The organism is Salinibacterium sp. M195 (assembly GCF_019443965.1).
Taxonomy (GTDB): domain Bacteria; phylum Actinomycetota; class Actinomycetes; order Actinomycetales; family Microbacteriaceae; genus Rhodoglobus.
Window position 1 is genome coordinate 998411 of record NZ_CP040814.1, and the last position, 26471, is coordinate 1024881.

At 59.2% G+C, this 26471-nt stretch carries 23 protein-coding genes; 10 read left to right on the top strand and 13 right to left on the bottom strand.

The features are described from left to right. Positions 1–44 precede the first annotated feature (44 nt). On the top strand, positions 45–587 hold the full coding sequence (locus FFT87_RS04715; RefSeq protein WP_219950198.1) for a 2-phosphosulfolactate phosphatase: 543 nt from the start codon (positions 45–47) through the stop codon (positions 585–587). An 86-nt stretch (positions 588–673) separates the two neighbouring features. After that, entirely contained in the window at positions 674–976 is a 303-nt protein-coding gene (locus FFT87_RS04720; RefSeq protein ID WP_010203891.1) for a DUF427 domain-containing protein, read from the top strand. Between the two features lie 82 nt (positions 977–1058). Here the strand turns inward: FFT87_RS04720 and FFT87_RS04725 are convergent, their stop codons facing one another. The 9 genes from FFT87_RS04725 to FFT87_RS04765 form a co-directional block, all read right to left on the bottom strand. Next, positions 1059–1682 carry a CGNR zinc finger domain-containing protein gene (locus FFT87_RS04725; RefSeq protein WP_255560059.1) on the bottom strand — a complete coding sequence of 208 codons (624 nt, stop codon included), beginning with the start codon at positions 1680–1682 and terminating at the stop codon, positions 1059–1061. Between the two features lie 107 nt (positions 1683–1789). Further along, positions 1790–2257, bottom strand: a complete 468-nt coding sequence (locus FFT87_RS04730; RefSeq protein ID WP_219950200.1) for a SprT-like domain-containing protein — start codon at positions 2255–2257, stop codon at positions 1790–1792. A 24-nt stretch (positions 2258–2281) separates the two neighbouring features. Continuing rightward, the gene (locus FFT87_RS04735) at positions 2282–2974 is read right to left on the bottom strand and encodes a signal peptidase I (protein WP_219950201.1); all 693 of its coding nucleotides are present in this window, start codon (positions 2972–2974) and stop codon (positions 2282–2284) included. After that, positions 2967–3845 (bottom strand): hypothetical protein, encoded by an 879-nt coding sequence (locus FFT87_RS04740; protein ID WP_255560060.1) that lies wholly within the window; start codon positions 3843–3845, stop codon positions 2967–2969. The genes FFT87_RS04735 and FFT87_RS04740 overlap by 8 nt, the downstream gene beginning before the upstream one ends. Further along, positions 3833–4729: a hypothetical protein gene (locus FFT87_RS04745; protein WP_219950202.1), complete on the bottom strand. Its 897-nt coding sequence runs from the start codon at positions 4727–4729 to the stop codon at positions 3833–3835. Before FFT87_RS04745 ends, FFT87_RS04740 begins: the two co-directional genes overlap by 13 nt. Beyond that, positions 4717–5709: a hypothetical protein gene (locus FFT87_RS04750; RefSeq protein ID WP_219950203.1), complete on the bottom strand. Its 993-nt coding sequence runs from the start codon at positions 5707–5709 to the stop codon at positions 4717–4719. Before FFT87_RS04750 ends, FFT87_RS04745 begins: the two co-directional genes overlap by 13 nt. Next, positions 5706–6302: a M73 family metallopeptidase gene (locus FFT87_RS04755; RefSeq protein WP_219950204.1), complete on the bottom strand. Its 597-nt coding sequence runs from the start codon at positions 6300–6302 to the stop codon at positions 5706–5708. Before FFT87_RS04755 ends, FFT87_RS04750 begins: the two co-directional genes overlap by 4 nt. An 87-nt stretch (positions 6303–6389) precedes the next feature. Further along, a complete protein-coding gene (locus FFT87_RS04760; protein WP_219950205.1) occupies positions 6390–6956 on the bottom strand; it encodes an alternate-type signal peptide domain-containing protein in 567 nt (188 codons plus the stop codon). 354 nt (positions 6957–7310) lie between these two features. Continuing rightward, positions 7311–8177, bottom strand: coding sequence for a spermidine synthase (locus FFT87_RS04765; protein WP_219950206.1), 867 nt, complete (start codon positions 8175–8177; stop codon positions 7311–7313). A gap of 122 nt (positions 8178–8299) precedes the next feature. Here FFT87_RS04765 and speB point away from each other — a divergent pair, with 122 nt between their 5' ends. From speB to FFT87_RS04780, 3 genes are all read left to right on the top strand, one after another. After that, the gene (gene speB / locus FFT87_RS04770) at positions 8300–9268 is read left to right on the top strand and encodes an agmatinase (RefSeq protein WP_255560061.1); all 969 of its coding nucleotides are present in this window, start codon (positions 8300–8302) and stop codon (positions 9266–9268) included. A gap of 211 nt (positions 9269–9479) precedes the next feature. After that, the gene (gene rpoB, locus FFT87_RS04775) at positions 9480–13004 is read left to right on the top strand and encodes a DNA-directed RNA polymerase subunit beta (RefSeq protein WP_219950207.1); all 3525 of its coding nucleotides are present in this window, start codon (positions 9480–9482) and stop codon (positions 13002–13004) included. Between the two features lie 44 nt (positions 13005–13048). Then, positions 13049–16930: a DNA-directed RNA polymerase subunit beta' gene (locus FFT87_RS04780; RefSeq protein WP_219950208.1), complete on the top strand. Its 3882-nt coding sequence runs from the start codon at positions 13049–13051 to the stop codon at positions 16928–16930. A gap of 115 nt (positions 16931–17045) precedes the next feature. Here FFT87_RS04780 and FFT87_RS04785 read toward each other — a convergent pair whose 3' ends face one another. The 3 genes from FFT87_RS04785 to FFT87_RS04795 are packed head-to-tail and all read right to left on the bottom strand — an operon-like array spanning position 17046 to position 19899. Next, positions 17046–18044, bottom strand: coding sequence for a hypothetical protein (locus FFT87_RS04785; protein WP_219950209.1), 999 nt, complete (start codon positions 18042–18044; stop codon positions 17046–17048). Continuing rightward, positions 18041–19240: a sensor histidine kinase gene (locus FFT87_RS04790; protein WP_219950210.1), complete on the bottom strand. Its 1200-nt coding sequence runs from the start codon at positions 19238–19240 to the stop codon at positions 18041–18043. The genes FFT87_RS04785 and FFT87_RS04790 overlap by 4 nt, the downstream gene beginning before the upstream one ends. Further along, on the bottom strand, positions 19237–19899 hold the full coding sequence (locus tag FFT87_RS04795) for a DNA-binding response regulator (protein WP_219950211.1): 663 nt from the start codon (positions 19897–19899) through the stop codon (positions 19237–19239). Before FFT87_RS04795 ends, FFT87_RS04790 begins: the two co-directional genes overlap by 4 nt. 376 nt (positions 19900–20275) lie before the next feature. On the opposite strand from FFT87_RS04795, the gene FFT87_RS04800 reads away from it, so the two are divergent. Both FFT87_RS04800 and FFT87_RS04805 read left to right on the top strand, forming a co-directional pair. Beyond that, positions 20276–20527, top strand: a complete 252-nt coding sequence (locus tag FFT87_RS04800) for a hypothetical protein (protein WP_219950212.1) — start codon at positions 20276–20278, stop codon at positions 20525–20527. A gap of 90 nt (positions 20528–20617) precedes the next feature. Further along, on the top strand, positions 20618–22291 hold the full coding sequence (locus FFT87_RS04805) for a GspE/PulE family protein (protein WP_219950213.1): 1674 nt from the start codon (positions 20618–20620) through the stop codon (positions 22289–22291). Between the two features lie 202 nt (positions 22292–22493). Here the strand turns inward: FFT87_RS04805 and FFT87_RS04810 are convergent, their stop codons facing one another. Continuing rightward, the gene (locus tag FFT87_RS04810; protein ID WP_219950214.1) at positions 22494–22778 is read right to left on the bottom strand and encodes a hypothetical protein; all 285 of its coding nucleotides are present in this window, start codon (positions 22776–22778) and stop codon (positions 22494–22496) included. Here FFT87_RS04810 and FFT87_RS04815 point away from each other — a divergent pair. From FFT87_RS04815 to FFT87_RS14685, 3 genes are all read left to right on the top strand, one after another. Continuing rightward, positions 22777–24393, top strand: a complete 1617-nt coding sequence (locus FFT87_RS04815; protein WP_304612872.1) for a type IV pilus twitching motility protein PilT — start codon at positions 22777–22779, stop codon at positions 24391–24393. The genes FFT87_RS04810 and FFT87_RS04815 overlap by 2 nt on opposite strands. Continuing rightward, positions 24393–25634, top strand: a complete 1242-nt coding sequence (locus tag FFT87_RS04820) for a type II secretion system F family protein (RefSeq protein WP_219950215.1) — start codon at positions 24393–24395, stop codon at positions 25632–25634. The genes FFT87_RS04815 and FFT87_RS04820 overlap by 1 nt, the downstream gene beginning before the upstream one ends. Positions 25635–25925: 291 nt before the next feature. Next, a complete protein-coding gene (locus tag FFT87_RS14685; protein ID WP_304612873.1) occupies positions 25926–26366 on the top strand; it encodes a prepilin-type N-terminal cleavage/methylation domain-containing protein in 441 nt (146 codons plus the stop codon). Positions 26367–26471 lie beyond the last annotated feature (105 nt).

The following is a 26471-nucleotide window of genomic DNA, read 5'->3' on the forward strand; positions in this document are numbered from 1 at the left end:
TAACCAAACAGGGCTGCCACGACCACACGCTTTAGCCTCGTGAAGTGAACGATCCCCGCAATCAGCCCCAGTATCAGGTCCGTTTTGGCTTTGGCCGCCGTCAGGCGCAAGAGCTGAGCGCCGGTGCCGATGTTGTCGTGTGGGCGGATGCTCTCGCCAACGGTTCAACGCCCGTGCCCGAGTTGCCCGGAACATTCTCGATTCTTGCCGCCGGAACCGGGGCTGCCGCGGCCGTCGCCGACTGGGTCATCGCCCAACAAGAACTCAAGGGTGACCGGTTCACGGTCGCAGTCATCGCGGCGGGCGACCCGGATGGCGGATTCACCGTTGACGACCTCCTCGCGGGGGGCGCGATCGTGGATGCTCTCGCGGATGCGGGCATCGACTACATTTCTCCGGAAGCGGCATCCGCTGTCGCCGCGTTCACCGGCCTCAAGTCTGCCCACAACCACTTGCTGTCGGCGAGCACAGCGGGTCAGCAACTGATTGAGGATGCCGGACGCGGCGCCCTCGATGCGGCAATTGTCAGCAACACTGCAGCCAGCTTTGCCATCATTCAGCACAGCCGGGAACTCGTTAGGGAATGACGCATGCTCGTCGAGCGTTGAACCGAATAGTCACTGACTGAGTTACCCGTCACTGACTCACCAACGACCCACTCATGGAGGACAGTATGAAGGCAGTAATCGGCGACACCGTCATCGCAGAAGCACCCAAGGAAGATCTGCTCAAGATTGAGGGCAACTGGTACTTCCCGCCGGCCAGCGTGAACCACGAACTGCTCGAGAAGAGCCCCACCCCGTACCACTGCCCGTGGAAGGGTGACTGCCAGTACTTCGTCGTCAGCGCCAACGGCCAGCAGTACCAGGACCGTGCGTTTAGCTACCCGAACATCCTCCCGGGCGCAGCAGAGCGCGTCGGCAAGGACTTCTCCAACTACGTCACCTTCTGGAAAGAGGTTCAGTTCGTCGACTAGTCGACGACTGACGGTGCCCCGCTAGCTGGTTTCGCGCACGATCGCGAACCCCCGCCACGCCGGCACCTGTAATTGTGCGCAGTTAGCGTGCCGCATTTCGGGCACGGTGGCTGCGCACTTTTGCGCGGTTGCCGCAACGCTGCATGGAGCACCAGCGGCGGTTGTTCGAGCGTGACTCGTCATAGAACACGAGGGCGCAATCGTCGGCAGCACACTCGCGAATCCGCTCGTGCTGCTCTTCACCGAACAGGAAGACGGCTTCACGCGCCATCGTCGCGAGGGCTTGACCGGTGCGAACGCGGGTGCGACCGGCCTGCAAGCTTCCTCCGGCCAGCCGCGGTGGAACATCCGGTGTCGCAGCAAAGAGGTTGATGATGTCGATCTGTTTCGGATCGGCGAAGTCGTTCACGCTCAACGCTGTCGCAATTGTCGCGATGGCCTCGCGGAGGCCTTTCGCGTCGGTGAGATCGCGATCGGTGACGGTGCCATCGCAGGCTTCGAAGCGGCCCTCGAGCCACGTCGCGAGATCGGCGGGAGTGTTCAACCGCTCCCACGCGGGATTGTTGCCCATCGCGCCGGTGTAGGCGAAGTCGAGCGCACGCGCCCCTGAGTCAAACCACCACTGACGTGACGTACGCGAGGTAAACCACTGGCCGGTTGTGCCATCAGCGTTATCTGTTGTGGGCGTGGGCGTGGTTGTAGGCATGCCAATAGGAGTGGCGGTTTCGGGATGTTGCACCTAACCATTATTGCCGGTTACGAGGCACCCCGGCGACCGGCTGCGCTCGCGGCAAACTTCGCGGGCGCGACGACCTAACTTCGCGGCCGTGACACCACACGGTGCACCCAGTCGATGCGATTGGCCGAACTGAACCTGCGCGAACAGAGCCCGCAGGCGAGCACGCGCGTTGGCTTGCGATAGCGATAGTGCTTATGGCCTGCAGGGCAGGTGCCCGCCCACGGCGCAAACTCATCGGCAATCGCGCCGTTATGAAGTCGCTTGCCCTCATAGCCCAACTCTTTGGCGACGAGCTTCCACTGTGCCCCGTGTCCGGCACCGGAGCCAGCCATGGCGTGCGCGATCTCGTGCAGCAGTACCTGATGAATCTCGTCATCCTCGTAGCGCGCCGCCAAATACTTCGACACGGAGATGCGTTTGTGCGTGTAATTGCAGAGGCCAGCACGGGTTTTGGCATTGTCGAATGTGAACTGCCAGCCGTCATCCAAGTGCAGTCGAATAAGAGCATCAGCCCAGACGCGCACTCGGGAAAGTTCAGCCACCTACTGAGGCTAATCGATGGGGAGCTAGTCTAACCGCACGCGGTTGTCGATGGGCTCAACGGCATTTGCGGCGGTGACGGCTTCGACGGATGCGGCACGCTCGGCTTCACGCTCGGCGCGAGCACGGCGGCGCTTGCGCTTGCGTGCACCCGTGATGATGCCGCTCATGATCATGAATCCGGCATAGATGAAGAGGCCGATGGCGATGATGGGTACGAGCCACGATTTGCTGTCGCCGTTCACAAAGTTGCTGACATATCCGATCCACGGCACGCTGTACCAGAGTTTGCCCTGCACCTGCACGGGCAAAACTTGAAGCTCATCGGCAATGTCGTTGTTGTCGCCCTGCAGAGTGAAGGTTCGGGTGCCATCGCTAGAGTTCGTGATCGCCGTAACACGGTGGGTGATGACGCCGGCCTTGCCTGACTCAATTTGGTAGGTGATGACGTCGCCACGAACGATGTCGTTGGTTTCGATGGGCTTGACAACGATGAGCGTTCCTGGGGGCAGCCCAGGTTCCATTGAGCTAGTAAGAACCGTCAATGGCATTGCACCAGCGATCGCAGGAACAACGATGACGAGGGCGCCAATAAGCAAGACGAGAGCGAACAGGCCGCCGCTGATGCCCATGCCCAAGTAGTAGAGGACTCCTTTTGGCTTCTCGGTGTTGGCGCGCTGAGCATTGAGCGCATCAGCTCGTGCGGTGATCTCAGGCATCCTCAGCGTCCCGTCGTGTGCGTCGTCGGCCGGCTAGCCAAGATATGCCGGCCCCGATCATCGCGGCCAGCACCAGAATGAGTACAAGGTACTCCTGATAGAGCCGCCACGTATTGGGGTCGAGGCTAAAGGTAGAGGGGAATGCGGGAAGAAGTCCCGATTCGGACGCTTCGTCTGGCGTAGCCGCGAAGCTTGGGCTCGGACTTGGAGTCGCAGTCGGAACAGCGGCGATCCCTGTCGCGGATCCAGCGGTCCCGGAACCGGTGGTATGAGAATCGGTTGCTGTTGGCACACCAGGGGTTGTTGGTGTCACGGGAACTGTGGTTCCGGTGCCGCTGCAGGCGGTAGCAGGCAACGTGCCCGGTGTCGTATCGCTCAGGGTGATCCGAAGTGATGCAGATGCTGTTGCCCCTTGCCCTGCTGTCCCGCTTAAGTCGCCGAGCATCAGACTTGCCAGCATCGACACGGTTTGGCCTGGCGCGATGAGCACGCCTTCACTGGTAACGGCACACGGATTAGCGGAGCTGAGCGCGACCGCGTTTCCCGAACCGCCACTAATGGTGGTCGATACGGTCAATGCATCTGCAAAAGCTTGGTCGGAGTAGCTCACGTCGCGAAGGGTCACCCGAAGGTAGCCTGATGCAGACCCAACATTGCGCACATAGATCGTGTCGGATTGGTTGTCGCCGGGACTGAGGTTTCCGATGTCATCGAAAATCGCTCCCGGAAAGCTGCGCGCAAAAGCTACGCCGTCGTCACTTACTTCGACTACGCCCACGCCAGCTGCCGCGCTCGCGGGAGCAGCGCCAGCTAGCAGGCTGAAGGTCAGTGCCAGCGCGATTGCGGATGCCTTCGTGACTATTTTCCGCATCGTAGGCCGCCGTTCTTGTTTTGCGGTGTGAGCGGTATGGGGTCTGAGTCGGCAGATTCGGTTCCGTCGAGGGCAACGGCGCGAATGGTCACATCGCCGGTGTCATCGCCATCCGAATACAAGTCGATCCACTTGTTGGAGGTGCTGGTGACGTACGCGCCATTGAAGTAGACGCGGTAGCCGCCGTTAGGTGTGACAAATCCTGTCGGAGTTGACCACTCCACGGTTACCCCAGAGAATCCGTTGTTGCTGCACTCGACATTTCTGGGCTCATTCGGTGCAACTTTCAGCACGATTGACTGTGTGAATGAACGATCGTTCGAGTCAAGGGAATCTGACGCGATCCAATTTGTTCCGGCGCTTGACTTCAGCTGGAACGTCACGTTGGCGCTGCGGCCTGCTTGGGCGAGGACGTCGCCGTCGAAAGTCGTTGACGCGCAGAGAATCGCCGATCCGGATGCTGCAATAGTCATATTAAGGGAGCTCAGCGACACACTGCCAACGTTCAGCGCCGTAGAGACGATGGGCGTTGTCGCGGCGCACGAGGAACTCGTGCCAGCCCAAAACTTCACGGTGATCTGGTTGTCGCCCAAGGTTCCGGTGCGCGAAATGGCGATGCTGCTTACCGTGGCCGCAACGGAGCCAGTGTTACGCACGGTGATCGGCTTTTTCACGGTTTCGTTTGTTGCTGTGTAGGTGTGCGGGCCGAGCGCGGTAATTGTCGCGGCACCCGAGCTTGTTGAGGTCGAGAGCGCAACAGCGCCGGTGGTTGCGGTTGCGGTTCTTGTCGATGATGCAGTCCAAGCTGCGTAGCTCACGCTGGATGTCAGACAGAGAAAGACGACGATGCCGACCGTAATTGAGAAGCTGGCTAGTTTCCGCATGAGATACCGCCGCTACTTACGTTGGAGTACGAAACAGTGGTGGCGGAAGATGCGGGTGAATCGAGGTATCCGGTGGCGGAGGCGACCACAGTTACTGTGCCGTCGGACTGGATGTGCGTTTCATTGATCGTGACTGATCGGCTGGTCGTTGTGCTCAATAGCGTCACTGTTGAACCGCTCTGGTGGTACACCTTGTAGGTGATGGCGGTTCCCGCGGGTGCCGTGGGAGCGTTCCACGCAATGGTCGCTTGCGGTCGGTATCCGAACCACCAGAAGTAGGACCGGTACGTCGTGGAGCATCCCGTAATGGATGGCGCGGGAAGTTGGCTCAGTGTCTTGACCGACTGTGTGAAACTTCGACTCGCCAATGGCAGCGAATCGGTGGCTTTCCAATTGGCGCTGGCAGCCGTGTTTAGCGTGAATGTGGCGGTCGTTGACATTCCGGCATAGGTCGTCAGGTCGCCCGTGAAAGTTGTTGACGCGCACAGGGTCGCAAAACTCGATGCAGCCACTGTCATAGTGAGGCTCTGCAGATCTATGGTCCCGCCGGCGAGCGTCGACGAGATAGCAGAAGACGGGCTAGTGCTGGAGCAGGGGGTTGTCGTCTGAGACCACAACTTGACCGCGATCTGGCTGCCCGGAATTGCTCCGGTGCGAGCAATTGCTAGGGTGCTCACGCTGGCGGGGACGGTTCCCGTGTTGTTAACGGAAATCGCTGCCACCTTGGTGCCGCCGCTGACGTCATACGTGTGGGGTCCGAGTGCCGTGATCGTTGCGGCACCCTGTGAGTTCTCGGTGCTTACTGTGATGGCCCCAGCGGTAGCGGCTGCTGTCTTTAGGGACGAGGCGGTCCAGGCGGCGAAACTGACGCCTGAGACCAGGGTCAGGAACACGGCGACTCCGGCGACCATCGTCAGTCGGGTAGAACGCTTCATGCCGCGATAGGGGCGAGCGGTGTGCTCACTGGTTGAGCGGCTCACGGCTGAACACCGGAGATCGTTGCTGTGATCGCAGCGCTTGCGGATTGTGCGTCAGCGACTGCGCTCGCGGAAAGCGTGAGGACGAGACACGCGTTGGTCGTTGCACCGGCGGCGAGCGTGCTGTTCAACGCCACTGCGGGAACGCCAGTAGCAGAGCACGCGCCGTTGTGCACAGTTGCGACGAAGGTGTTAGCGGGCAACGTGATGGTTGGTGAAGAAGGCGTGACTGCGACAACTGATGTTGCTGAGAGCACGAGAGGCACATCGCCAGCGTTGGAGATGGTGAAGGTGCCAGTAACGGAGTTGCCGGGCGCGAGAGCTGTCCAGCTGAGAGATTGTGAACCAACGGTCAGAGCGGCGGTGCCGGCGTTGATTGTGGCACCGGGTGTCGAGGTGGCCGAAGCGTTTAGGTAGGCATAGGTGCCGCCGGTGCCCACCAGACCGAGGGAAACGACGATGGCGAGAACCGCTATTGCCTTGATCGCGCCGAACGCTCCGGTGCCAAATGCCGCAAGCGGAGAGGCGCTACGGCGTTGGTGACGAGCGTTAACCATGTCAAGGCGGTGCGACCCGTGAACTGTCGAAGAGTTCATGGTGCACCGCCTTTCAATGAGAAGTTTGTATCGAGAGAGGATTGCCGGGTGTGCGTCCCCCCAGACCGCACACCCAGCGGGGTAAAACTAGTTCTGGGTGAGTGTGATGGCGAAGTTGCTCAGCGAAACAGCGCCGAGCTTCGAGAGGTTCTCGGCTCCGGCAGTCGTGCTCTTCGGGTAGTTCATCGTTACAGTCACGACTACTGGCTGCGTGCCGGTCGTTGTCGGGCTGATCGAAGTCGCGGCTGAACCGTTGACGGTAAAGGTCGCCGTTGCGACGATCGCTGCGGCGAGTTTGACGTCGGCGTCAACGCTGGTGCTGACAGCCGCGACGGATGCGGGCGCAACGGCGATTGCGGCGGAGAGGTTGTCACCGGTTGCTGTCACGTTGAAGGTCTTGGTGTACGTGAAAGTATCTCCGGGAACGATCTTGAACGTAGGCGACGTCACGGTTGGCTTGGTGCCGAGCTTCCAGCCGTCTCCCGCGATCGTTCCGGTTGCTGCAACGATGTCGAGCGTTCCGGCGTTGATGTTCTGGTTTGCTCCGGTGCTCACGGTTGCGATCGAGTTCCACGTAGCGAGAGTTCCTGCGCCACCGAGAAGAAGTGCGATTCCTGCTGCGCCTGCGATGGAGCCTTTAACGAGCTTGTTCATGATTTCCTTTCGCGGCGCAGCAAAAACTGTCCGGAATGATTGTGGTTCGGGCTTTCGGGATTCAAGAAGCTGTGTGCTGGTTTCGGGTTCCTGCAACTCTGTGATTCTTCGCGAGCTTCGGGGCTCGCTTTCAACTTCTGAATTCAATCTACCTGTCCTCACTATGGAGGACAGTCCCCAGTAATGGGGGGCAAGCTGAGTCCGCACCATGGGGGACTAGACGATTCAGTTTGGGGTACGAACTACCCCGGTTTTACGCGGAAATCGCCGAAAACAGGCAATTGGGGGGACAGATTTGTACCCCGTTTGTGATCGCAGGATCGGGGTACAAGGGGCTCTAGGAGATAGAACGGTCTATCTACGGCCCGGTTTGACCTGAAAAATACTTTTCGCCGGAGGGGGTGATTTGACCGCTGTTTGGTCTGTGACGACAGGTGAGCTGCCAATGAAGTCGAGCAGTTCGACCCCCGCAATCACCTTCGAAGGGTGCGGGCCGCCGGCAAGAAGCCGCGGCATCCAATGCAAGGGGAGCGCTGAGGGTGATCCCATCAGCACGATATTGCCGAAACGGCGGCCTTTGAGTATCTGAGTCTCGGCGAGCGCTGCCACGTGCCCGACCGTGTGCTTGAGGGTCGCGGCTTGGCTGCGAGCGAACGCAAGGCCAGGGCCGTCAGCCACATTCACCACGATGACGCCCTGCGGCGCGAGCAACGTCATCGCTTCCGTATAGAACTCGAGACTCGTGACATGGGCAGGCGTGCGGGCGCCACTAAAGATGTCGACGACGAGCAGATCAACAGCGCCGCGCAATCCTGGCGGAAACTTGCCGAGCACTTCACGGGCGTCACCGTGGCGAACGCGAATGGATGCCTGCTTCGACCACGGAAGCTCCGTGCGAACAAAGTCAACGAGATCCGATTCCAGCTCAACCACTTGTTGGCGCGAGCCGGGACGCGTGGCCTCAACATAGCGGGGGAGTGTCAGGGCGCCACCGCCAAGGTGCACCGCCGTGATGGGGGCACCGGATTCGGTGAGCTGATCAATGACGTGTCCCATCCGCTGCACGTATTCAAAGAACAACTGGCTTGGGTCGTCCATGTTCACGTGCGACTGCGGAGTGCCGTCAACGGTAAGAGTGTACGAACCGTCGATCCAGCGGTCGGGGGCGATTTCGGCAAGATGGCCGCTGAGTTTTAACGTGATTGTCGGATGCTCGGCCATGTCATTGACTTTGCCACAGTCTCACGACTGCTGGTGCCGCCTCCGGTCAGGTTCGGGCCGTGCGCGCTACGGTGAAGCATGGTCGATAAGAACCGTGAGATCCCCCTCACTTGCGTGCGCAGTTGAATGCCCAGTCTTATGTTGGTCCCGCAACGTTTGGCATGCGGCCGATGCTGAGCGAGCCAGAAGAACTCGATGCGTGGATGCCCGATGTCGCCGTTGTGGGTGCGCCGTGGGACGACAGCACCACTAACCGCCCGGGTGCGCGTTTCGGGCCACGGGCATTGCGGGCTAGCGCGTATGACCCTGGCACCTACCACCTCGATCTCGGTGTCGAAATCTTCGACCATCTCGATGTCATTGACTATGGGGACGCCATTACGAGTCACGGCATGTGGGAGCTCTCTAAGGCAGCTATCCACGAACGCGTCACTCAGGTCGCTAGTAGAGGCATCGTGCCATTCATCATCGGCGGCGACCACTCGATCACGTGGCCGGCAGCAACGGCGGTGGCCGAGCATCACGGTTTCGGCTATGTGGTGATGATCCATTTCGATGCGCACGCCGACACCGCGAACATCCTCGAGGGAAACCTCGCGAGCCACGGAACGCCCATGCGTCGCCTCATTGAGTCAGGGGCAATCCCCGGTCCGAACTTCTTGCAGGTCGGTCTGCGCGGTTATTGGCCAGGCGAGGAAGACCAGAAGTGGATGCGCGACAACGGTCTCAAGCACTTCATGATGCAAGAGTTTTGGGAACGCGGCGTGAAGGCGATGATCCCGGAGATCATCGCGGCGGCGAAGGCCCGGGCATCCAAGGTCTACATCTCTATCGACATCGATGTACTCGATCCTGGCTTTGCGCCGGCAACCGGAACGCCAGAGCCCGGTGGCTTCGCTCCTATTGATCTCCTGCGCATCATCCGGCAAATTGTGCTCGAAACGGATGTCGTGGGGTTCGACATTATGGAGGTCGCGCCGGCCTACGACCACGCCGATATCACGGTGAACAATGCGCACCGTTTGATCTGGGAAGCCTTCGGAGCACTGGCCGCTAAGAAGCGCGATTCAGGACTCACAGCAAACCCCTAGTCGAAATTGCCAATTTGGTCAAGAATCGGGTGGACACGGTGTGGCAAACCGGCTTATAGTAGATCCTTGCGCTCCCAGACAAATTAAGCGGTCATATTGCGGACAGCTGGGTGCCCCGAGTATAGCGGCGGGGTGTTTCTGGTGAGCATTTCATTACCGACCGTCAATTATCTTGACAGACGAACCCGACGGGGTTCACGGAGGTTGTTCCTTGGCTGCTGCGCGCGATGCGTCCACCAATAAGTCCCCGAAAAACGGCCGCTCAGCATCGCGGCTTTCTTTCGCAAAAATCACTGACACGCTAACGGTTCCCGATCTGCTCGCATTGCAGACCGAGAGCTTTGATTGGCTCGTCGGAAACGACATCTGGAAGAACCGTGTAACTGACGGTGTTGCCGCTGGTCGTACCGATCTGCCAACTCGTAGTGGTCTCGACGAAATCTTCGAGGAGATTTCGCCGATCGAAGACCTCGGCGAGACGATGCAGTTGTCGTTCACGGAGCCTGAGCTCGAAGAGCCCAAGTACTCCATCGATGAGTGCAAGGAGCGCGGCAAGACTTTTGCTGCTCCCCTGTATGTCAATGCCGAGTTCATGAACCACCTCACCGGTGAGATCAAGACTCAGACCGTGTTCATGGGCGACTTCCCGCTCATGACCGCTCGCGGTACCTTCATCATCAACGGAACCGAGCGCGTTGTTGTTTCGCAGCTCGTCCGTTCACCTGGTGTGTACTTCGACCGCCAGCCCGAGAAGCTGTCTGACAAGGACATCTACTCAGCTCGCATCATCCCGAGCCGTGGTGCTTGGCTTGAATTCGAGATCGACAAGCGCGACCAGGTCGGCGTTCGCATCGACCGTAAGCGCAAGCAGTCGGTCACAGTATTCCTGAAGGCCCTCGGCCTCTCGAGCGAAGAAATCCTTGAAGAATTCAAGGGCTTCCCGTCGATCGAAGCCACCTTGGAGAAAGACAACATCCTCACCAAGGAAGAAGCGCTCAAGGACATCTACCGCAAGCTTCGCCCCGGTGAGCAAGTTGCTGCCGAAGCCGCTCGCGCGCTTCTCGACAACTTCTACTTCAACTCGAAGCGCTACGACCTCGCGAAGGTCGGCCGTTACAAGATCAACCGCAAGCTCGGTCTTGACGCTGACATCAAAGAGTCAGTGCTTACCGTTGAAGACATCATCGCGACGATCAAGTACATGGTTTCGCTCCATGACAACTCGGCGCCTAGCGTTTCCGTCAGCGACAGCGGAGTAGCCAGCGTCAAGGGCGTCCGCGATGGCAAGAAGGTAAACGTTCGTCTCGACGTTGACGACATCGACCACTTCGGCAACCGTCGTATCCGTGCTGTCGGTGAGCTCATTCAGAACCAGGTTCGTACCGGCCTCAGCCGTATGGAACGTGTCGTTCGCGAGCGCATGACCACGCAGGACATCGAAGCGATCACCCCGCAGACCCTGATCAATGTGCGCCCCGTCGTTGCAGCGATCAAGGAGTTCTTCGGTACTTCGCAGCTCTCGCAGTTCATGGACCAAAACAACCCGCTCGCGGGACTGACCCACAAGCGTCGCCTTTCGGCGCTGGGCCCAGGTGGTTTGAGCCGTGAGCGTGCTGGTGTTGAAGTTCGAGACGTTCACCCCTCTCACTACGGCCGCATGTGCCCGATTGAGACCCCTGAAGGCCCCAACATTGGTCTGATTGGTTCGCTCGCATCGTTCGCACGCATTAACGCCTTCGGTTTCATCGAGACCCCGTACCGTCGCCTCATTGACGGCACCGTGTCGACCACGATCGATTACCTGACGGCCAGTGATGAAGATGACTACATCGTCGCGCAGGCAAACGCACCGCTCACGAAGGACATGAAGTTCGCTGAGCCTCGCGTGCTTGCCCGTAAGAAGGGTGGCGAGGTTGACCTCGTTCCCGTTGAAGACATCGCCTACATGGATGTTTCGCCGCGCCAGATGGTGTCGGTAGCAACCTCGATCATCCCCTTCCTCGAGCACGACGATGCAAACCGCGCACTCATGGGTGCCAACATGCAGCGTCAGGCTGTTCCGCTGCTGCGCAGTGAGAGCCCGCTTGTCGGAACTGGTATGGAAACCTTCGCCGCAATTGACTCCGGTGACGTTGTCACTGCGCTCAAGGCCGGTGTTGTCTCCGAGGTTTCTGCAGACACTGTTGTTGTTCAGCTCGATGAGGGCGGAACGCAGGATTACTTCCTGCGCAAGTTCAACCGCTCCAACCAGGGCACGAGCTACAACCACCGCGTCATCGTCAGTGCTGGAGAGCGCGTCGAAGTTGGTCAGGTCATCGCTGATGGTCCTGCTACCGAGAACGGTGAGCTTGCCCTCGGAAAGAACCTCCTCGTGGCATTCATGCCGTGGGAGGGTCACAACTTCGAGGACGCCATCATCCTGAGCCAGAACCTGGTCAAGGATGACGTACTGTCGTCGATCCACATCGAAGAATACGAAGTGGATGCACGCGACACCAAGCTCGGTAAGGAAGAGATCACGCGCGATCTGCCGAACGTTAGCCCAGAACTTTTGGCTGACCTCGACGAGCGTGGAATCATCCGTATCGGTGCAGAGGTTCGTCCAGGCGACATCCTCGTCGGCAAGGTCACGCCTAAGGGTGAGACTGAGCTTTCGGCTGAAGAGCGTTTGCTCCGTGCCATCTTCAACGAGAAGAGCCGCGAAGTTCGCGACACCTCGCTGAAGGTTCCCCACGGTGAGCAGGGCACGATCATCGCTGTCAAGGAATTCTCCGCAGACAACGACGACGAGCTCGGCTCTGGCGTCAACCAGCGTGTTGTTGTGTACATCGCCCAGAAGCGCAAGATCACCGAAGGTGACAAGCTCGCTGGTCGTCACGGCAACAAGGGTGTTATCTCCAAGATCCTGCCTGTCGAAGACATGCCGTTCCTTGAAGACGGAACCCCCGTCGACATCATCCTGAACCCCCTCGGTATTCCTGGTCGAATGAACTTCGGTCAGGTGCTGGAAACTCACCTCGGTTGGGTTGCCAAGCAGGGTTGGGAAGTTGAAGGAAACCCGGAGTGGGCTAAGAACCTGCCAGCAGAGGCCTACAAGGCTGAACCAGGCACCAAGGTTGCTACCCCGGTATTCGACGGTGCTTACGAAGAGGAAATCGCGGGTCTTCTTGACTCCACGACTCCCACTCGTGACGGCGTTCGCCTCATCGACTCCTCGGGTAAAACCCGCCTGTTCGATGGTCGTTCGGGTGAGCCGTTCCCGGCTCCCGTTTCGGTCGGTTACATGTACATCCTCAAGCTGCACCACCTCGTTGACGACAAGATCCACGCTCGTTCAACCGGTCCGTACTCCATGATTACTCAGCAGCCACTCGGTGGTAAGGCTCAGTTCGGTGGACAGCGCTTCGGTGAGATGGAAGTTTGGGCGCTCGAGGCTTACGGTGCCGCTTACGCACTGCAGGAGCTTCTGACGATCAAGTCGGATGACATCCTCGGTCGAGTCAAGGTGTACGAAGCCATCGTCAAGGGCGAAAACATCCAGGAGCCCGGTATTCCCGAGAGCTTCAAGGTGCTTATCAAGGAAATGCAGTCGCTGTGCCTCAACGTCGAAGTTCTTTCGGCCGACGGTTCAACGGTCAACCTCCGCGACACGGATGACGAAGCCTTCCGTGCAGCAGAAGAGTTGGGCATCAATATTTCAGCCCGGTTCGAGTCCTCGTCTGTTGACGAGATTTAACCAGACCGAAACCGACTGCAGAACTTTCGAAGAGAGAAGATAAATTGCTCGACGTTCACGCGTTTGATGAAATCAAAATCGGTCTCGCTACCGCCGACGACATTCGTCGCTGGTCGCATGGTGAAGTAAAAAAGCCAGAGACCATTAACTACCGCACACTCAAGCCGGAGAAGGATGGTCTGTTCGGCGAACAGATCTTCGGTCCTTCGCGCGACTGGGAGTGCTCCTGTGGCAAGTACAAGCGTGTCCGCTTTAAGGGCATCGTTTGTGAGCGCTGTGGTGTTGAAGTTACGAAGTCGGCTGTGCGCCGTGAGCGCATGGGCCACATCGAGCTCGCCGCTCCGGTTACTCACATCTGGTACTTCAAGGGTGTTCCGAGCCGTCTCGGTTACCTGCTTGACATGGCACCGAAGGACCTCGAGAAGGTCATCTACTTCGCGGCATACATGATCATTTCGGTCGACGAAGAGGGCCGTCACGCTGACATGCCTGCGCTTGAGAACGAGATCCGTCTCGAAATCAAGACGCTTGAGGGCCAGCGCGATTCTCGCATCGCAGACCGCTTGACCAAGTTTGAGGAAGACCTCGCCGCTCTTGAAGAAGAGGGTGCGAAGGCCGACCAGAAGCGTCGCGTCAAGGATGCTGCTGAGAAGGAAATGTCTCAGCTCCGTAAGTCAATCGATGAGCAGATTTCTCAGCTTGAGCGCGTGTGGGATGACTTCCGCACCCTCAAGATCGGTGACCTGAAGCCTGAAGACTCCGTCTTCCAGGAACTGCAGGACCGTTTCGGTAGCTACTTCGAAGCATTCATGGGTGCCGAGGCAATCAAGAAGCGCCTTCAGGCTTTCGACCTCGCACTTGAGAGTGTTGAACTGCACGACCAGATCGCTAACGGCAAGGGTCAGAAGAAGATCCGCGCCATCAAGCGCCTGCGCGTAGTCAACTCCTTCTTGCAAACCGGCAACTCGCCGGCCGCAATGGTGCTCGATGTTGTTCCGGTTATTCCTCCGGAGCTGCGTCCGATGGTTCAGTTGGATGGTGGCCGCTTTGCGACCTCCGACCTCAACGACCTCTACCGTCGTGTGATCAACCGCAACAACCGTCTGCGTCGTCTCCTTGACCTCGGTGCTCCCGAGATCATCGTCAACAACGAGAAGCGCATGCTTCAGGAAGCCGTTGACGCACTGTTCGACAACGGTCGTCGTGGTCGCCCCGTTACCGGTACAGGCAACCGTGCCCTCAAGTCCCTGAGCGACATGCTCAAGGGTAAGCAGGGTCGTTTCCGCCAGAACCTGCTCGGAAAGCGTGTTGACTACTCCGGTCGTTCGGTAATCATCGTTGGTCCGCAGCTCAAGCTGCACCAGTGTGGTCTTCCGAAGCAGATGGCTCTTGAGCTGTTCAAGCCGTTTGTTATCAAGCGCCTGATCGACTTGAGCCACGCGCAGAACATCAAGAGCGCTAAGCGCATGGTTGAGCGTGCACGTCCGCAGGTGTGGGACGTACTCGAGGAGATCATTCGCGAGCGTCCAGTGCTGCTGAACCGTGCGCCTACCCTGCACCGTTTGGGCATCCAGGCATTCGAACCTCAGCTCGTTGAGGGTAAGGCGATTCAGCTTCACCCCCTCGTTTGTGCTGCGTTCAACGCTGACTTCGACGGTGACCAGATGGCTGTTCACCTTCCGTTGTCGGTTGAAGCACAGGCTGAAGCTCGCGTTCTGATGCTCGCAAGCAACAACATCCTCAAGCCGTCTGACGGTCGCCCAGTGACTCTGCCTACCCAGGACATGATCATTGGTCTGCACCACCTGACGACGTTGAAGGAAGACGTTGCTGGTGAAGGCCGCGCGTTCTCGTCGGTTGCTGAAGCGATCTTCGCGTTCGATCAGCACTCGCTCGACCTCAACGCCAAGGTACGTCTGCGTCTCGACAACGTGTACCTCTCTGAAGAAGATGCCCCTGAGGGCTTCGTTCAGGGCCAGTCCAAGCTCATGGAGACGACCCTCGGTCGTGCCCTCTTCAACGAGGCGCTTCCGAAGGACTACCCGTACATTGAGGCACTCGCTGACAAGGGCCAGATTTCGGCCATCGTCAACGACCTCGCTGAGCGGTACGTGAAGGTGGATGTTGCTGCAGCTCTTGACGCGATCAAGGATGCTGGTTTCCACTGGGCTACTCGCTCCGGTGTAACCGTTGCGCTGTCTGACATTGTGACCCCGCCGAACAAGCCGGAGATCATTGGCCGCTACGAGAAGATCGCAGCTAAGGTTCAGGGCCAGTACGAGAAGGGCCTCACGACCGACGCCGAGCGTCGCCAGGAGCTCATCGAGATCTGGAACAAGGCAACCGCAGAAGTAGCGACTGCCATGCAGTCCAACTTCCGCACCGACAACAACATCAACCGCATGGTGTCGTCTGGTGCTCGTGGTAACTGGATGCAGGTTCGTCAGATCGCCGGTATGCGTGGTCTGGTGTCGAACCCGAAGGGTGAGATCATTCCTCGCCCGATCGTTCACTCCTACAAGGAGGGCCTGACTGTAGCCGAGTACTTCATCTCGACTCACGGTGCTCGTAAGGGACTGGCTGACACCGCGCTGCGCACCGCTGACTCGGGATACCTCACGCGTCGACTCGTTGACGTGTCGCAGGATGTCATCATTCGTGAAGACAACTGTGGCACTGGCAAGGGCCTCGACATGCCGATCGCTGTGCAGGATGCAGACGGCAAGTGGATTCTCGATGACAACGTTGAGAACTCGGTCTACGCCCGCAGCCTCGCTGCAGACGCAACCGACGACAAGGGCACAGTTGTTGCCTCGGCTGGTGCCGATGTCGGAGACGTTCTGCTCGAGAAGCTGGTGACTGCTGGAGTTCACAGCATCAAGGTTCGTTCGGTACTCACGTGTGAGTCCGCTGTTGGTGTGTGTGCAGTCTGCTACGGCCGCTCGCTCGCAACGGGGCTCCTTGTTGACATCGGTGAGGCTGTCGGAATTATCGCCGCACAGTCGATCGGTGAGCCCGGAACCCAGCTGACCATGCGTACCTTCCACACCGGTGGTGTTGCTTCGGCAGACGACATTACGCAGGGTCTCCCTCGCGTAACGGAACTCTTCGAAGCTCGTACCCCCAAGGGTGCAAGCCCCATTGCGGAAGCCGCTGGTCGCGTCACGATCGAAGACACCGACCGCAGTCGCAAGCTGATTCTCACGCCAGACAATGGTGACGAGCCCATCGCGTACCCGATCCTGCGTCGCGCAACCCTCCTCATCGAGGACGGCGAGCACGTAGAACTCGGCAAGCAGCTGCACGTCGGAAACGTTGACCCGAAGGAAGTTCTTCGTGTCCGCGGTGTCCGCGCCGTTCAGCAGCACCTCGTTGATGGCGTCCAGGGCGTTTACCGCTCACAGGGTGTCCCGATTCACGATAAGCACATTGAGGTCATCGTTCGTCAGATGCTCCGCAAGGTGACTGTTGTTGACCACGGTGACACCGGACTCCTTCCCGGTGAGTTGGTTGATCGTTCGAAGTACAACGACCTCAACCGTTCAGTTCTCACCGAGGGCAAGGCAACGGCATCGGCTCGTCAGGAGATCTTGGGTATCACCAAGGCTTCGCTGGCTACCGAGTCGTGGCTGTCGGCCGCGTCGTTCCAGGAGACCACCCGCGTTCTTACGCAGGCGGCCATGGAAGGCAAGTCCGACCCGCTCATGGGACTCAAGGAGAACGTCATCATCGGTAAGCTCATCCCGGCTGGTACGGGATTGCCGCGCTACCGCGATGTATCGGTCGAGGCGACGGAAGAGGCGAAAGCCGAACGTTACCCCAACCGCATCTTCGCTGATGATGCAAGCCTCACTGAGAGCGACTTGAGCTTCGTCGACTTCGACAGCTTCAGCTCGAATGACTCAACACCGGGAACCTACAACTAGTAGTCTCGGCGTCACCTTCGGGTGATACCACCGAAGGGCCCCTCGTCAACACGACGAGGGGCCCTTCGTCGTTGGGCAAGACGTCGTCGAGCCCTTCGTGGCTAGGGGCGTAGCTCTAAAGGGAAGGAATTTCCACGCGGGAGTAGTAATCGCCATCGGCCACCATCGTCGTTAAGAGCGCGCGCCCGGCGGGGAGGAGACGAATGGTTACTGCTCCGCTTGTCGCGGCATCGAGGATCCGCACGGCGGCATCGACCACAGTGGTCAGGGCGCCTGCGGGCAATGGCAGGGGATACCGATCATCAAGCAGCACCACAGAGACACCGCGACGACGCGCGCTCTGTACTGCCGCGACGATCTCCGGCAGGTCTAGTTGGCGTGCCCGCAGACTGTCACGCAGGCGAGCTTCCGCAATGAGAAGCTCGTTGCGCTCCTCCTGAGTTAGTTCAGCGCCGTCTGCGATTCGCTGCAAATGAGCGCCCACTGCGGCATCGAGCGCGACAAGGCGTCGAGAGCGCTCTGCGGTGCGCGCGAGTGCTGCGGCTTCTGCGGCAGCTCGCGCAGTCTCGACTTCGTGGACGCCCTCGAGGCTGCGGCTTGTTCGTTGCATGCCTACCGAGAACAGTGAACCAACGAGAACGAATGGCGCCTGACGAGCTACGAGCAGAATTGCTTCGAGAAGGCGATCTTCGGTGGTGAAGCCCCAACCGATGACGACGATGGCGATTGCGCTAAAGCCGATCCATGCCAGCAGATCTCGCCGGCGCAGGCTGAGATAGAACATGACGAGTGCCGCGGCGCCGACGTACCACTGCGAGAATCCGCTAGCGAGGGAATTCTCGGATGAAATTGCTGTCGCAACAACGCTTGCGATAATCACATAGACGCTCGTGCGGATGCTCGCGCGCTCCGCCGTATCCCGAGTGAGAACCCACCAGATGCTCCCGAAAATCGCCGTTGAGATGTACACAATGAGGGGAGATCGCACGTCGTCGAGCGCGAGAAGCGCGAGCGCGGAGATCGTCACGAAGTAAATCCAGATGAGAACGTGAGCGCCCCGCCCTGTGATTTGGGGGAGCTTCAAGCCCGGGCTTGAAGCTGTGTGCGGGCTCATTCGTTCCATCCCACGGTCACGCGCGTTCCGCCCAGAGGCTCCGACCACACGGTGGCGTGGGCTCCCGGTAGCGCGTTCATGCGTCCAAGGATACTGACGACAATCCCCAGCCGGTTCTCGGGAACATCCGATGGATCAAAGCCTTTGCCATCGTCAGTAATGGTGATCTCGACCCCGTCGGCGAAGAACTGCAAAACCACAACTCGTGACACCGCCGAGGAATCCACCCCAGCGTGAACAACACTGTTTCGAAGCGCTTCGACAGTGGCTTCGATCAAGGCGCTGGCCACAGAAGATGGCAGAGGAGCGTTTCGCACGCCAGTGACGATGAATTTTGCGGCATCCGTCGTCTCGCTGACCGACGATGCCAAGCCCTGAATGAGGTAGTCGACATTGATAAGTTCGGGAACGCTGGCGGTGGCCTCGCGTAGTTCGCTGAGGCGTGCGATCGTGCGCGCAGCTTGATCTCGGGTTGAGGCCGAGCTGCTGTGGCCAGCGCCGGCTGCCGCAAAAATCGTGGCAATCACTTCATCGTGAACTAGCGCGTCGAGATGGGCTTGCTCTTCTCCCCGCGCGGTGAGTGCCGCAGCACGCATCGACGAGGCGCGTGCTGCGGCGGTCGCAACATCGACTTCCCGGCCAGCGCCAACCGCGACGGTGACGACGCCAGTGAAGACAGCACACACCGTGACGGTGAAGAACGCATATTGGATTGCCAAGGAGACATCCGCACCGCCGTCCGCGATGATCCGGATGGGGCCAACAAGGAGTGCATTGACGACGAGAAATATCCAGGCTGCTCGCGGCTTCCACGCAATCGCGGCGGGAGCGGTTCCGAGAGCAGTCATGATGATCGGCCAGGGCACGAGTTCGGTGGGCATCGGCCCGTGCGTAAAGGCGGGAATCCAACTGAGCGTTACCGCGCTGAAGGCGAACGCATAGGTTCCATGGAGAATTCGCAAGTGTCGCAGCCTGATCCACGGGGCAACAGCGGCCATGAGCAGTGGGGCCCCGAAAATCACTAGGCCGGCGAACAGCTGCCAGCCTCGCGGCGTGTACTCAACTTGGGCGACGAACGATCCGACCGAGAGTGCCAGGAAGAGGAGCGTGGCCGCCGCGAGCACGGTGGTCATGGTGCGGACAACGCCCAGTTCGGCGCTCGATACTTCAGCCGCGGGTGAGTTCGCTGAGCTCATGAGTTCGGCGGGGGAAGGATGCCATCTTCAACGGCACGCTTATAGAGGTCCACCTTTGTGTGCGCTGGCCGACCGGCCATGGCATATTTGTGCCGGATACGGCGCACGTACTCGGCGACGGTGCTGGAAGAAAGTCCGGCGCGATAGGCAACGGCTGCCGATTTGTCTCCCGAAGCGTAGTGGGCGAGCACCTCTTGCTCTTTCGGGCTGAGCCCGGCAGCCGCGAGTTCAGGGTCAGAGTCAAGGGCAGCCGCCCAGTCAGTGGTGACGACGGGGTTACCGCGAGCTGCGTCACGCACAGCTTCGATGATGACGTCTCGCGACTCCGACTTTCGCACGATTCCCAATACGCCGGCTCGAGAAGCAGCACGAACTTCAGAAGCATTGTCCGCAGCGGTGAATACCAAAACATTGACGCTCCGCTCCCGAAGCCAAGCGACGTTGGCATCGACCGTGCTGCCATCGGAGAGCCGCACATCGAGAACGACAAGGTCGAGAACGTTAACTACGGACTCGAGTTCGCGAACGGTGCTCACCGACGCGAGCATGCTGATGTCTGAACATTGAGCGATCAGCGAAGCAAAGCCCAACTGGACAGTTTCGTGGTCATCGACGTGCCCCACTCTGAAGTTGGGCGGTGGTGCATCGAGCGTTGTCAATCAGGTCCCCGTTCGGATCGGGTAAGCGTGCAAGCGGCTAACATTCGGATGCGCCAGACACCACCGTACCGGAACTTTCTGTCTGTCCCCCATTTGGGTGTCATTGGTTTTAACGACTGCCGAAACTGAACGTGCAGTGGGAATATCAATACGTCGGACAAACAAAGGGGGCAGGAAGCTTGTGAATCGTCACGCGATCAATGATCTTCTGGACTGCTCTCTCCAGCGCTGGTACCGTCTCGTCTCTGAATGGCGGAGTCCAGCGTCGGGCACTGAGCGAGGTTGCGTTGACTGCCGAGCGTCTGAGTTTGCTGCGTTCGATCCGGAAAACCAGTGGCCGCACGATCTCATCCACTCTCTCGTTGATTCACTAGAGTTGGCTAGTTCCCAACTTGCCGCGGCTTTGCATGAAGAGCGTCACGCGCTCAATGAGTTGGCTCGGTCCACGGCGCCGTGCGCGAACTGTCGTCGCGACGCCCGCTCGATGGTGCAAGCATCGGCCCACCGACACAGCCAAGACATCACCGACGTCATCAACCAGTGCGCGTTGCCCCGGCTGAGCGCTTACGTCGAGAAAAACATCAATTTGGCGCTCAATGCTGCGACTCGCGGCGAATGGGCTTCCTGAAACGCTCCGACTACCCCTCACAAGTGGGTCTAGTGGTGCTGGTGTGACTCGATTAGCGTAGGTCTCCGTAGGACTTTGGGGGAGGCACGCATGACAACACTTGCTGAAGTATTGATACTTCGCGGAATGATGCCAATTGAGAGCATAGATTCTGTAGGCACGTCACATTCTGATGAGGAAGCACTCGTAAGAGAGCTGCTCGACAGCGGGACCATATCGCCGGCACAGCTCGCTTCCGCGCGCGCGGCGCAGGCAGGAGTCCCGTTCGTTGAACTCGTCGACTTCGCCGTCGACAACCAAGCAGTCGCCCTGGCCCCCGCGGCAATCTGCCGCCGCCACGAAGTTCTCCCCATTGCGTTCTCCGAGGGATACCTCGTGCTTGCCATGGTCGACCCTGGCAACATTTTTGCACTCGATGACATACGAGCAGCGACGGGCCGCCAAGTGCGGATTGTGGTTGCCGAACGTAGCGACCTCCAGACGGCTCTTGACCGCTTCCACCGTGCCGATGGCGAGCTCTCGAGTCTGAGCAACGAACTTGAGCAAGAAGCGTCCTCGACGGATATTGCCCTCGCGTCGAACACCAACGAGCCGACCGAAGACGACGCGCCTATTGTGCGTTTCGTTAACCTGCTGATCAGCCAGGGCATCCAAGACAAAGCATCCGATATTCATATCGAACCCGGCGAGTTTGACCTCGGGGTCCGCTATCGTATCGACGGTGTGCTGCATGAGATGCAGCGGGCGCCCCGCCAGATTCAGAACGGTGTGATTTCACGCCTGAAGATCATGGCCGAGATGGATATTGCCGAGCGACGTAAGCCACAGGATGGCCGCATTTCGGTCATCCATGGTCAAAAAAAGATTGACCTTCGCGTCGCAACGTTGCCGACGGTCTATGGCGAAAAAGTCGTCATGCGTATTCTCGACAACTCAAACACGACTCTCGACCTGAGCCAGCTGTACTTGCTTGAGCACAACGCCGCGATTTACAAAGAGGCCTACACCAAGCCCTACGGAATGATTCTCGTGACCGGTCCAACCGGTTCGGGAAAGTCCACAACCCTCTACACAACGCTGCACGCCGTTGCGCGCCCCGAAATCAACGTCATTACTGTTGAAGACCCGGTCGAGTACCGTATGGCCGGTATCAACCAGGTGCAGGTGAACCCGAAAGCTGGGCTCACGTTCGCTAGTGCTCTGCGCTCGATTCTGCGTTCTGACCCGGATGTTGTGCTCATCGGTGAGATTCGAGACCAAGAGACGGCGCAGATTGCGATCGAGGCCGCCCTCACCGGCCACCTCGTGTTGAGCACCCTGCACACCAACGGCGCCCCTGCCGCCATTACTCGACTGATCGAGATGGACATTGAACCATTCTTGGTCGGTTCAGCAATCGACTGCGTAGTGGCGCAACGACTTGCGCGTCGCCTGTGCGATCGCTGCAAGCAGCCTGCGGCCCATAACCCGCAGGATCTCGTTAACTTGAAGGTTGGCTTCGACCCAGCAGGGCCGATGCCAACGCTGTATGCGCCCGTCGGGTGCACCGTGTGTTCCAAGACCGGGTACCGCGGCCGTATTGCACTGCACGAAGTTATGGCAGTGACCGAAGAGATTGAACGTCTCGCCGTTGCCCGCTCCTCGAGTGCTGAAATCAGCCGTGTAGCGATCGAGCAAGGAATGCGCACTCTGCGTATGGACGGCTGGGCAAAAGCCCAGCTCGGCCTGACGTCAATCGAAGAGATTTTGCGCGTCGTCGCATAAGACGAATTACTGGGGGAATTATGGCCAAGCGAATTTACGACATTCCGTCGCAATCGGTAGACGAGAGTTTGTTCACGCCGAAGGGACAGACTGCTCCCTCGGGACAGAGCGCTCCGACGAATGCGCCGCCGCCGGCAGCGGGAACCAGTGTTCCCGGCCCGAGCAGCCCCCAAGCATCGCCACCACCATTTCCCGAGTGGGCTCAGACGGGTAACGCCCCGAGCGCATCAGCCGCGACTGTTCCGGCCTCGCCGCTGCCGACGATCCCGCCGCCTTCTGGCTCGATCAACAGCCGTGACACCTCCGGAATGCCGGGGCCCGCAATGCCGGCTCCGACGCCAGCTCCGACTTCAGCTCCGACTTCAGCGCCGGCAGCCTCGACGCCGGCAGCGTCGCCCATGGCTGAGCCCGCAGCGTCCACGACTTCTGGGTCGTCGATGCCGGCGGCAGATGACGCAGCGGAGGGCGGACGCCGTGCGCGTCGCATGGCAACTGAACCCGTAACATCGATCGACTCTCTTGACGAGCTTTTCCGTCAGGCTGCAGCAGGGGCGATGTCGCAGACGTCTGCCGCTACCTCGGCAGCTGGTGCTTCGATGCCACAGACGCCGACACCTCCCGCAGCGACAGAAGTGCCGGCACCAGTGCCGGCAGCAGCCGCGACACCCTCTCCGACGGCGGCCGAGGTGCCCTATTTTTCTGACGCGACTGATGCGGAAGACCCGATTCCGTCAGCCCCAGTGGCCGCAGCGAGCATTGATGACGAACTGAATTCTGCTGGCGATGCCAAGACGCGACTCTTTGATCTGCCAGATACCGATGCGGCTACTGAACAGCTTGCAAGTTTCCCGCCGCCCGGCGCGGCTGAAGGGCTGCTGACCTTCACGAGTGGATTCGGCGCCGAGACGGCAGAGACCATCGCGCCGCCGCGGGAGTCCCAGCTGCTTTCCGTGCCTAAGATCGTTGAGCAGGAACGCGAGTTGCGTCCTGACATGGATCTGACGGCTAAGGAAGGTTCCGATCCGGACCTCATCGAGGCCCTTAAAGAGGTTGTCTACACGGGCGCTTCTGACCTCCACATTTCTTCGCTTGCGGTGCCGATGATTCGCGTTGACGGTGGTCTTCAGCCTCTCGAGGGCGCTGGCGAGTGGGACAAAGACCGCACTCGAGCCGCACTGTTCAGCATTCTCGACGAGAAGCAAGAAGCTCAATTTCTGGAAGCCCTTGAGCTTGACTTCGCGTTCGAACTTTCTGAGGCTGCACGCTTTCGGGTGAACTTCTACATGGACCGTGGCAACATGGGCGCCGCGTTCCGAATCATTCCGACCGAGATCAAGCAGCTTAAGGATCTCGGTATTCAGGAATCTGTTTCCCAGTTCGCGACCCTGCCTCGTGGCCTCGTATTGGTGACCGGCCCAACGGGTTCGGGTAAGTCGACAACGCTTGCCGCGCTGATCGACCTAGTGAACCGCACTCGCGCCGACCACATCGTCACGGTGGAAGACCCGATCGAGTTCTTGCACGGCAACCAGAAGTCGCTGGTCAACCAGCGCGAGGTCGGCCGCGATACTCACTCGTTCACGGCGGCACTGAAGCACGTGCTGCGTCAAGACCCCGACGTCATTCTGATTGGTGAGCTTCGAGACCTCGAAACGATCTCGATTGCATTGACCGCGGCAGAGACCGGCCACCTCGTGTTCGCAACACTGCACACTCAGGATGCCGCTCAAACTGTTGACCGCATCATCGACGTCTTCCCGCCGCACCAGCAGGGCCAGGTTCGCACCCAGCTCGCTGCCGTGCTGCAGGGCATTATTTGTCAGACGCTTGTTCGCCGCGCGAGTGGCAAGGGTCGTGTTGTGGCCACCGAGGTGCTCACGATGGTTCCCGCTATTGGCAACCTCATTCGTGAAGGAAAGATCTACCAGATTCCTTCGGCAATGCAGGCCGGTCGTGGTGCAGGAATGCACACGATGGACCAGCACCTCGCTGGTCTCGCGAAATCTGGAGCAATTACCGAGGAGGCCGCAATGGCTAAGGCTCACGACCCCGAAGGTATGCACCGACTGATGGGCGAGAGCTCGGCTGTGGGAACAAACTAATGGCTGCGCCGACATCCACCACCAAGTCCTTCGAATACAAAGCCCGCAACCAGTCGGGAAAAATTGTCAAGGGCCGCATCGACGCAGCGAACGAGAACCAAGTTCTTACGCGCCTTCGCGCCATGGAGATTAGCCCGATCTCCGTAGCTGAGGCTGGTGCTGGCACCGGTCTCAATATGGAGATCAACATCGGTTTTCTGCAGAAGGGCGTCGGTCTCGATGATCTCGCGGTAATGAGCCGCCAGATGTCGACGATGATCTCTTCGGGTCTGTCACTGATTCGCGCCCTAGTGATTCTTTCGGAACAAACCGAAAACAAGACGCTTGCTAAAGCGCTTGGGGAAATCCGCCAGGACGTTGAAACCGGTGGAACGCTGTCTGACGCGTTCGCCAAGCACGGTACCGTCTTTCCGCCGATCATGATCCACCTTGTTCGCGCGGGTGAAACCGGTGGGTTCTTGGATGACGCGCTCGAGTCGATCGCGAACAACTTCGAGAGCGAAGTAAAGCTTCGCGGAACGATCAAGTCTGCGCTTACCTACCCCGTGGTGGTTCTGATCATGGCAATTCTTGCCGTGGTGGGAATGCTCATCTTCATCGTTCCGGTGTTCGAGGAAATGTTTGCCGATCTTGGTGGCGAGTTGCCGCTGCTCACACAGATTCTGGTCTGGATGTCGGCCGCGATGAAGTTTGTTGCTCCGATTCTCATTGTTGTTGGAGTCGTTTTCTCGGTGTGGTGGAGGAAGAATAAACACACTGAGCGAGTGCGCAAATTTGTTGACCCGTGGAAATTGCGGATGCCGGTCTTCGGTCCGCTTTTCCGCAAAGTGTCGATTTCGCGCTTCACTCGCAACTTCGGAACGATGCTGGGGGCCGGTGTCCCGATTCTCCAGGCGCTCTCCATCGTCGGCGAGACGTCGGGAAACTACGTAATCGAAGAGGCTCTCCGTCGGGTCTCTGACGCCGTGCGTTCCGGTCAGTCTGTCTCCGCGCCGCTGGCGCGCGAGAGTGTCTTCCCGACCATGGTTACCCAAATGGTGGCGGTCGGTGAGGATGCCGGCTCAATGCAGGTCATGCTCTCGAAGATCGCTGACTTCTACGACGATGAAGTTCTGAAGACGACCGAACAGCTGACTGCTCTCATCGAGCCGCTCATGATTGGTGTTATTGGCGCGATCGTTGGCGTAATGGTCATCGCGCTGTACATGCCCATCTTCGCCATTTTCGATCAGATCAAGTAACACCTAGCAGCCCCAGATGGGGACGCAGCGGCCCGAGCCGCTAGCGTCCCCATCTGGCTTTAACGGCCGCGCTCCAGCGGGTGTTCGATTGCACTTATCACGCAAATTGTGGCTATTTCGGGAGGCGACGCGCGTGTCGCCCCTCAGACTGGGGGCAGTATTCACGCGGTTTACCCCCGTTCGTGGGATTCTCAGCAAGCCCACATGTTGAGAGTATTTCTGTGGGGGGCTGAGAAGCTTGTTTTTTCTGGGGGCCCCTGTCCAAGATCCGAACCACAGACAGGAAAACCAATGATTACTCGCATGCATGAAGCACTGCGCACCAAGCGCAACGACCTCGAAAACGACCAGAAGGGCTTCACTCTCGTAGAGCTCCTCGTTGTCGTTCTGATCATCGGCATCCTTGCCGCGATCGCCATCCCCTTCTTCCTGAACCAGCGCCAGGGCGCTTGGGAATCACAGGTCAAGTCCGACATCGCTAACGCGGTTATCGCTGCTGAGACCTACGCGGTAGGCAACAACGGTTCGTTCGATCTCCTCGACGACACCAAGCTGGGCGCCAATGGCTACAAGAAGACCGAAGCGGTCACTTTGGCCGTTGTTCCCGCTACTGACGGCAACAGCTACGTGTTCAACGTGAGCCACGCCCAGTACGACAGCAAGACTTGGAAGTACGACAGCGAGACCGGTAAGACCACGGATACTGCAACCACGGTTACGCCGCCGGCCTAACACCTAGCTAGACAGTGAACGGGGCGTCGCCAAGCGGCGGCGCCCCGTTTCACATTCGGAGAGTGATCGCTCTCCCGAGAGAACCCATCTCTCCAGCGTTACCCG

Bases quoted from the DNA above. Each gene is read 5' to 3' on its own strand.
- FFT87_RS04720 (WP_010203891.1), top strand. From the start codon at position 674: ATGAAGGCAGTAATCGGCGACACCGTCATCGCAGAAGCACCCAAGGAA.
- FFT87_RS04725 (WP_255560059.1), bottom strand. From the start codon at position 1,682: ATGCCTACAACCACGCCCACGCCCACAACAGATAACGCTGATGGCACA.
- FFT87_RS04735 (WP_219950201.1), bottom strand. From the start codon at position 2,974: ATGCCTGAGATCACCGCACGAGCTGATGCGCTCAATGCTCAGCGCGCC.
- FFT87_RS04740 (WP_255560060.1), bottom strand. From the start codon at position 3,845: ATGCGGAAAATAGTCACGAAGGCATCCGCAATCGCGCTGGCACTGACC.
- FFT87_RS04745 (WP_219950202.1), bottom strand. From the start codon at position 4,729: ATGCGGAAACTAGCCAGCTTCTCAATTACGGTCGGCATCGTCGTCTTT.
- FFT87_RS04755 (WP_219950204.1), bottom strand. From the start codon at position 6,302: ATGAACTCTTCGACAGTTCACGGGTCGCACCGCCTTGACATGGTTAAC.
- FFT87_RS04760 (WP_219950205.1), bottom strand. From the start codon at position 6,956: ATGAACAAGCTCGTTAAAGGCTCCATCGCAGGCGCAGCAGGAATCGCA.
- FFT87_RS04765 (WP_219950206.1), bottom strand. From the start codon at position 8,177: ATGGCCGAGCATCCGACAATCACGTTAAAACTCAGCGGCCATCTTGCC.
- FFT87_RS04785 (WP_219950209.1), bottom strand. From the start codon at position 18,044: ATGAGCCCGCACACAGCTTCAAGCCCGGGCTTGAAGCTCCCCCAAATC.
- FFT87_RS04790 (WP_219950210.1), bottom strand. From the start codon at position 19,240: ATGAGCTCAGCGAACTCACCCGCGGCTGAAGTATCGAGCGCCGAACTG.
- FFT87_RS04805 (WP_219950213.1), top strand. From the start codon at position 20,618: ATGACAACACTTGCTGAAGTATTGATACTTCGCGGAATGATGCCAATT.
- FFT87_RS04815 (WP_304612872.1), top strand. From the start codon at position 22,777: ATGGCAACTGAACCCGTAACATCGATCGACTCTCTTGACGAGCTTTTC.
- FFT87_RS04810 (WP_219950214.1), bottom strand. From the start codon at position 22,778: ATGCGACGCGCACGGCGTCCGCCCTCCGCTGCGTCATCTGCCGCCGGC.
- FFT87_RS04820 (WP_219950215.1), top strand. From the start codon at position 24,393: ATGGCTGCGCCGACATCCACCACCAAGTCCTTCGAATACAAAGCCCGC.
- FFT87_RS14685 (WP_304612873.1), top strand. From the start codon at position 25,926: ATGATTACTCGCATGCATGAAGCACTGCGCACCAAGCGCAACGACCTC.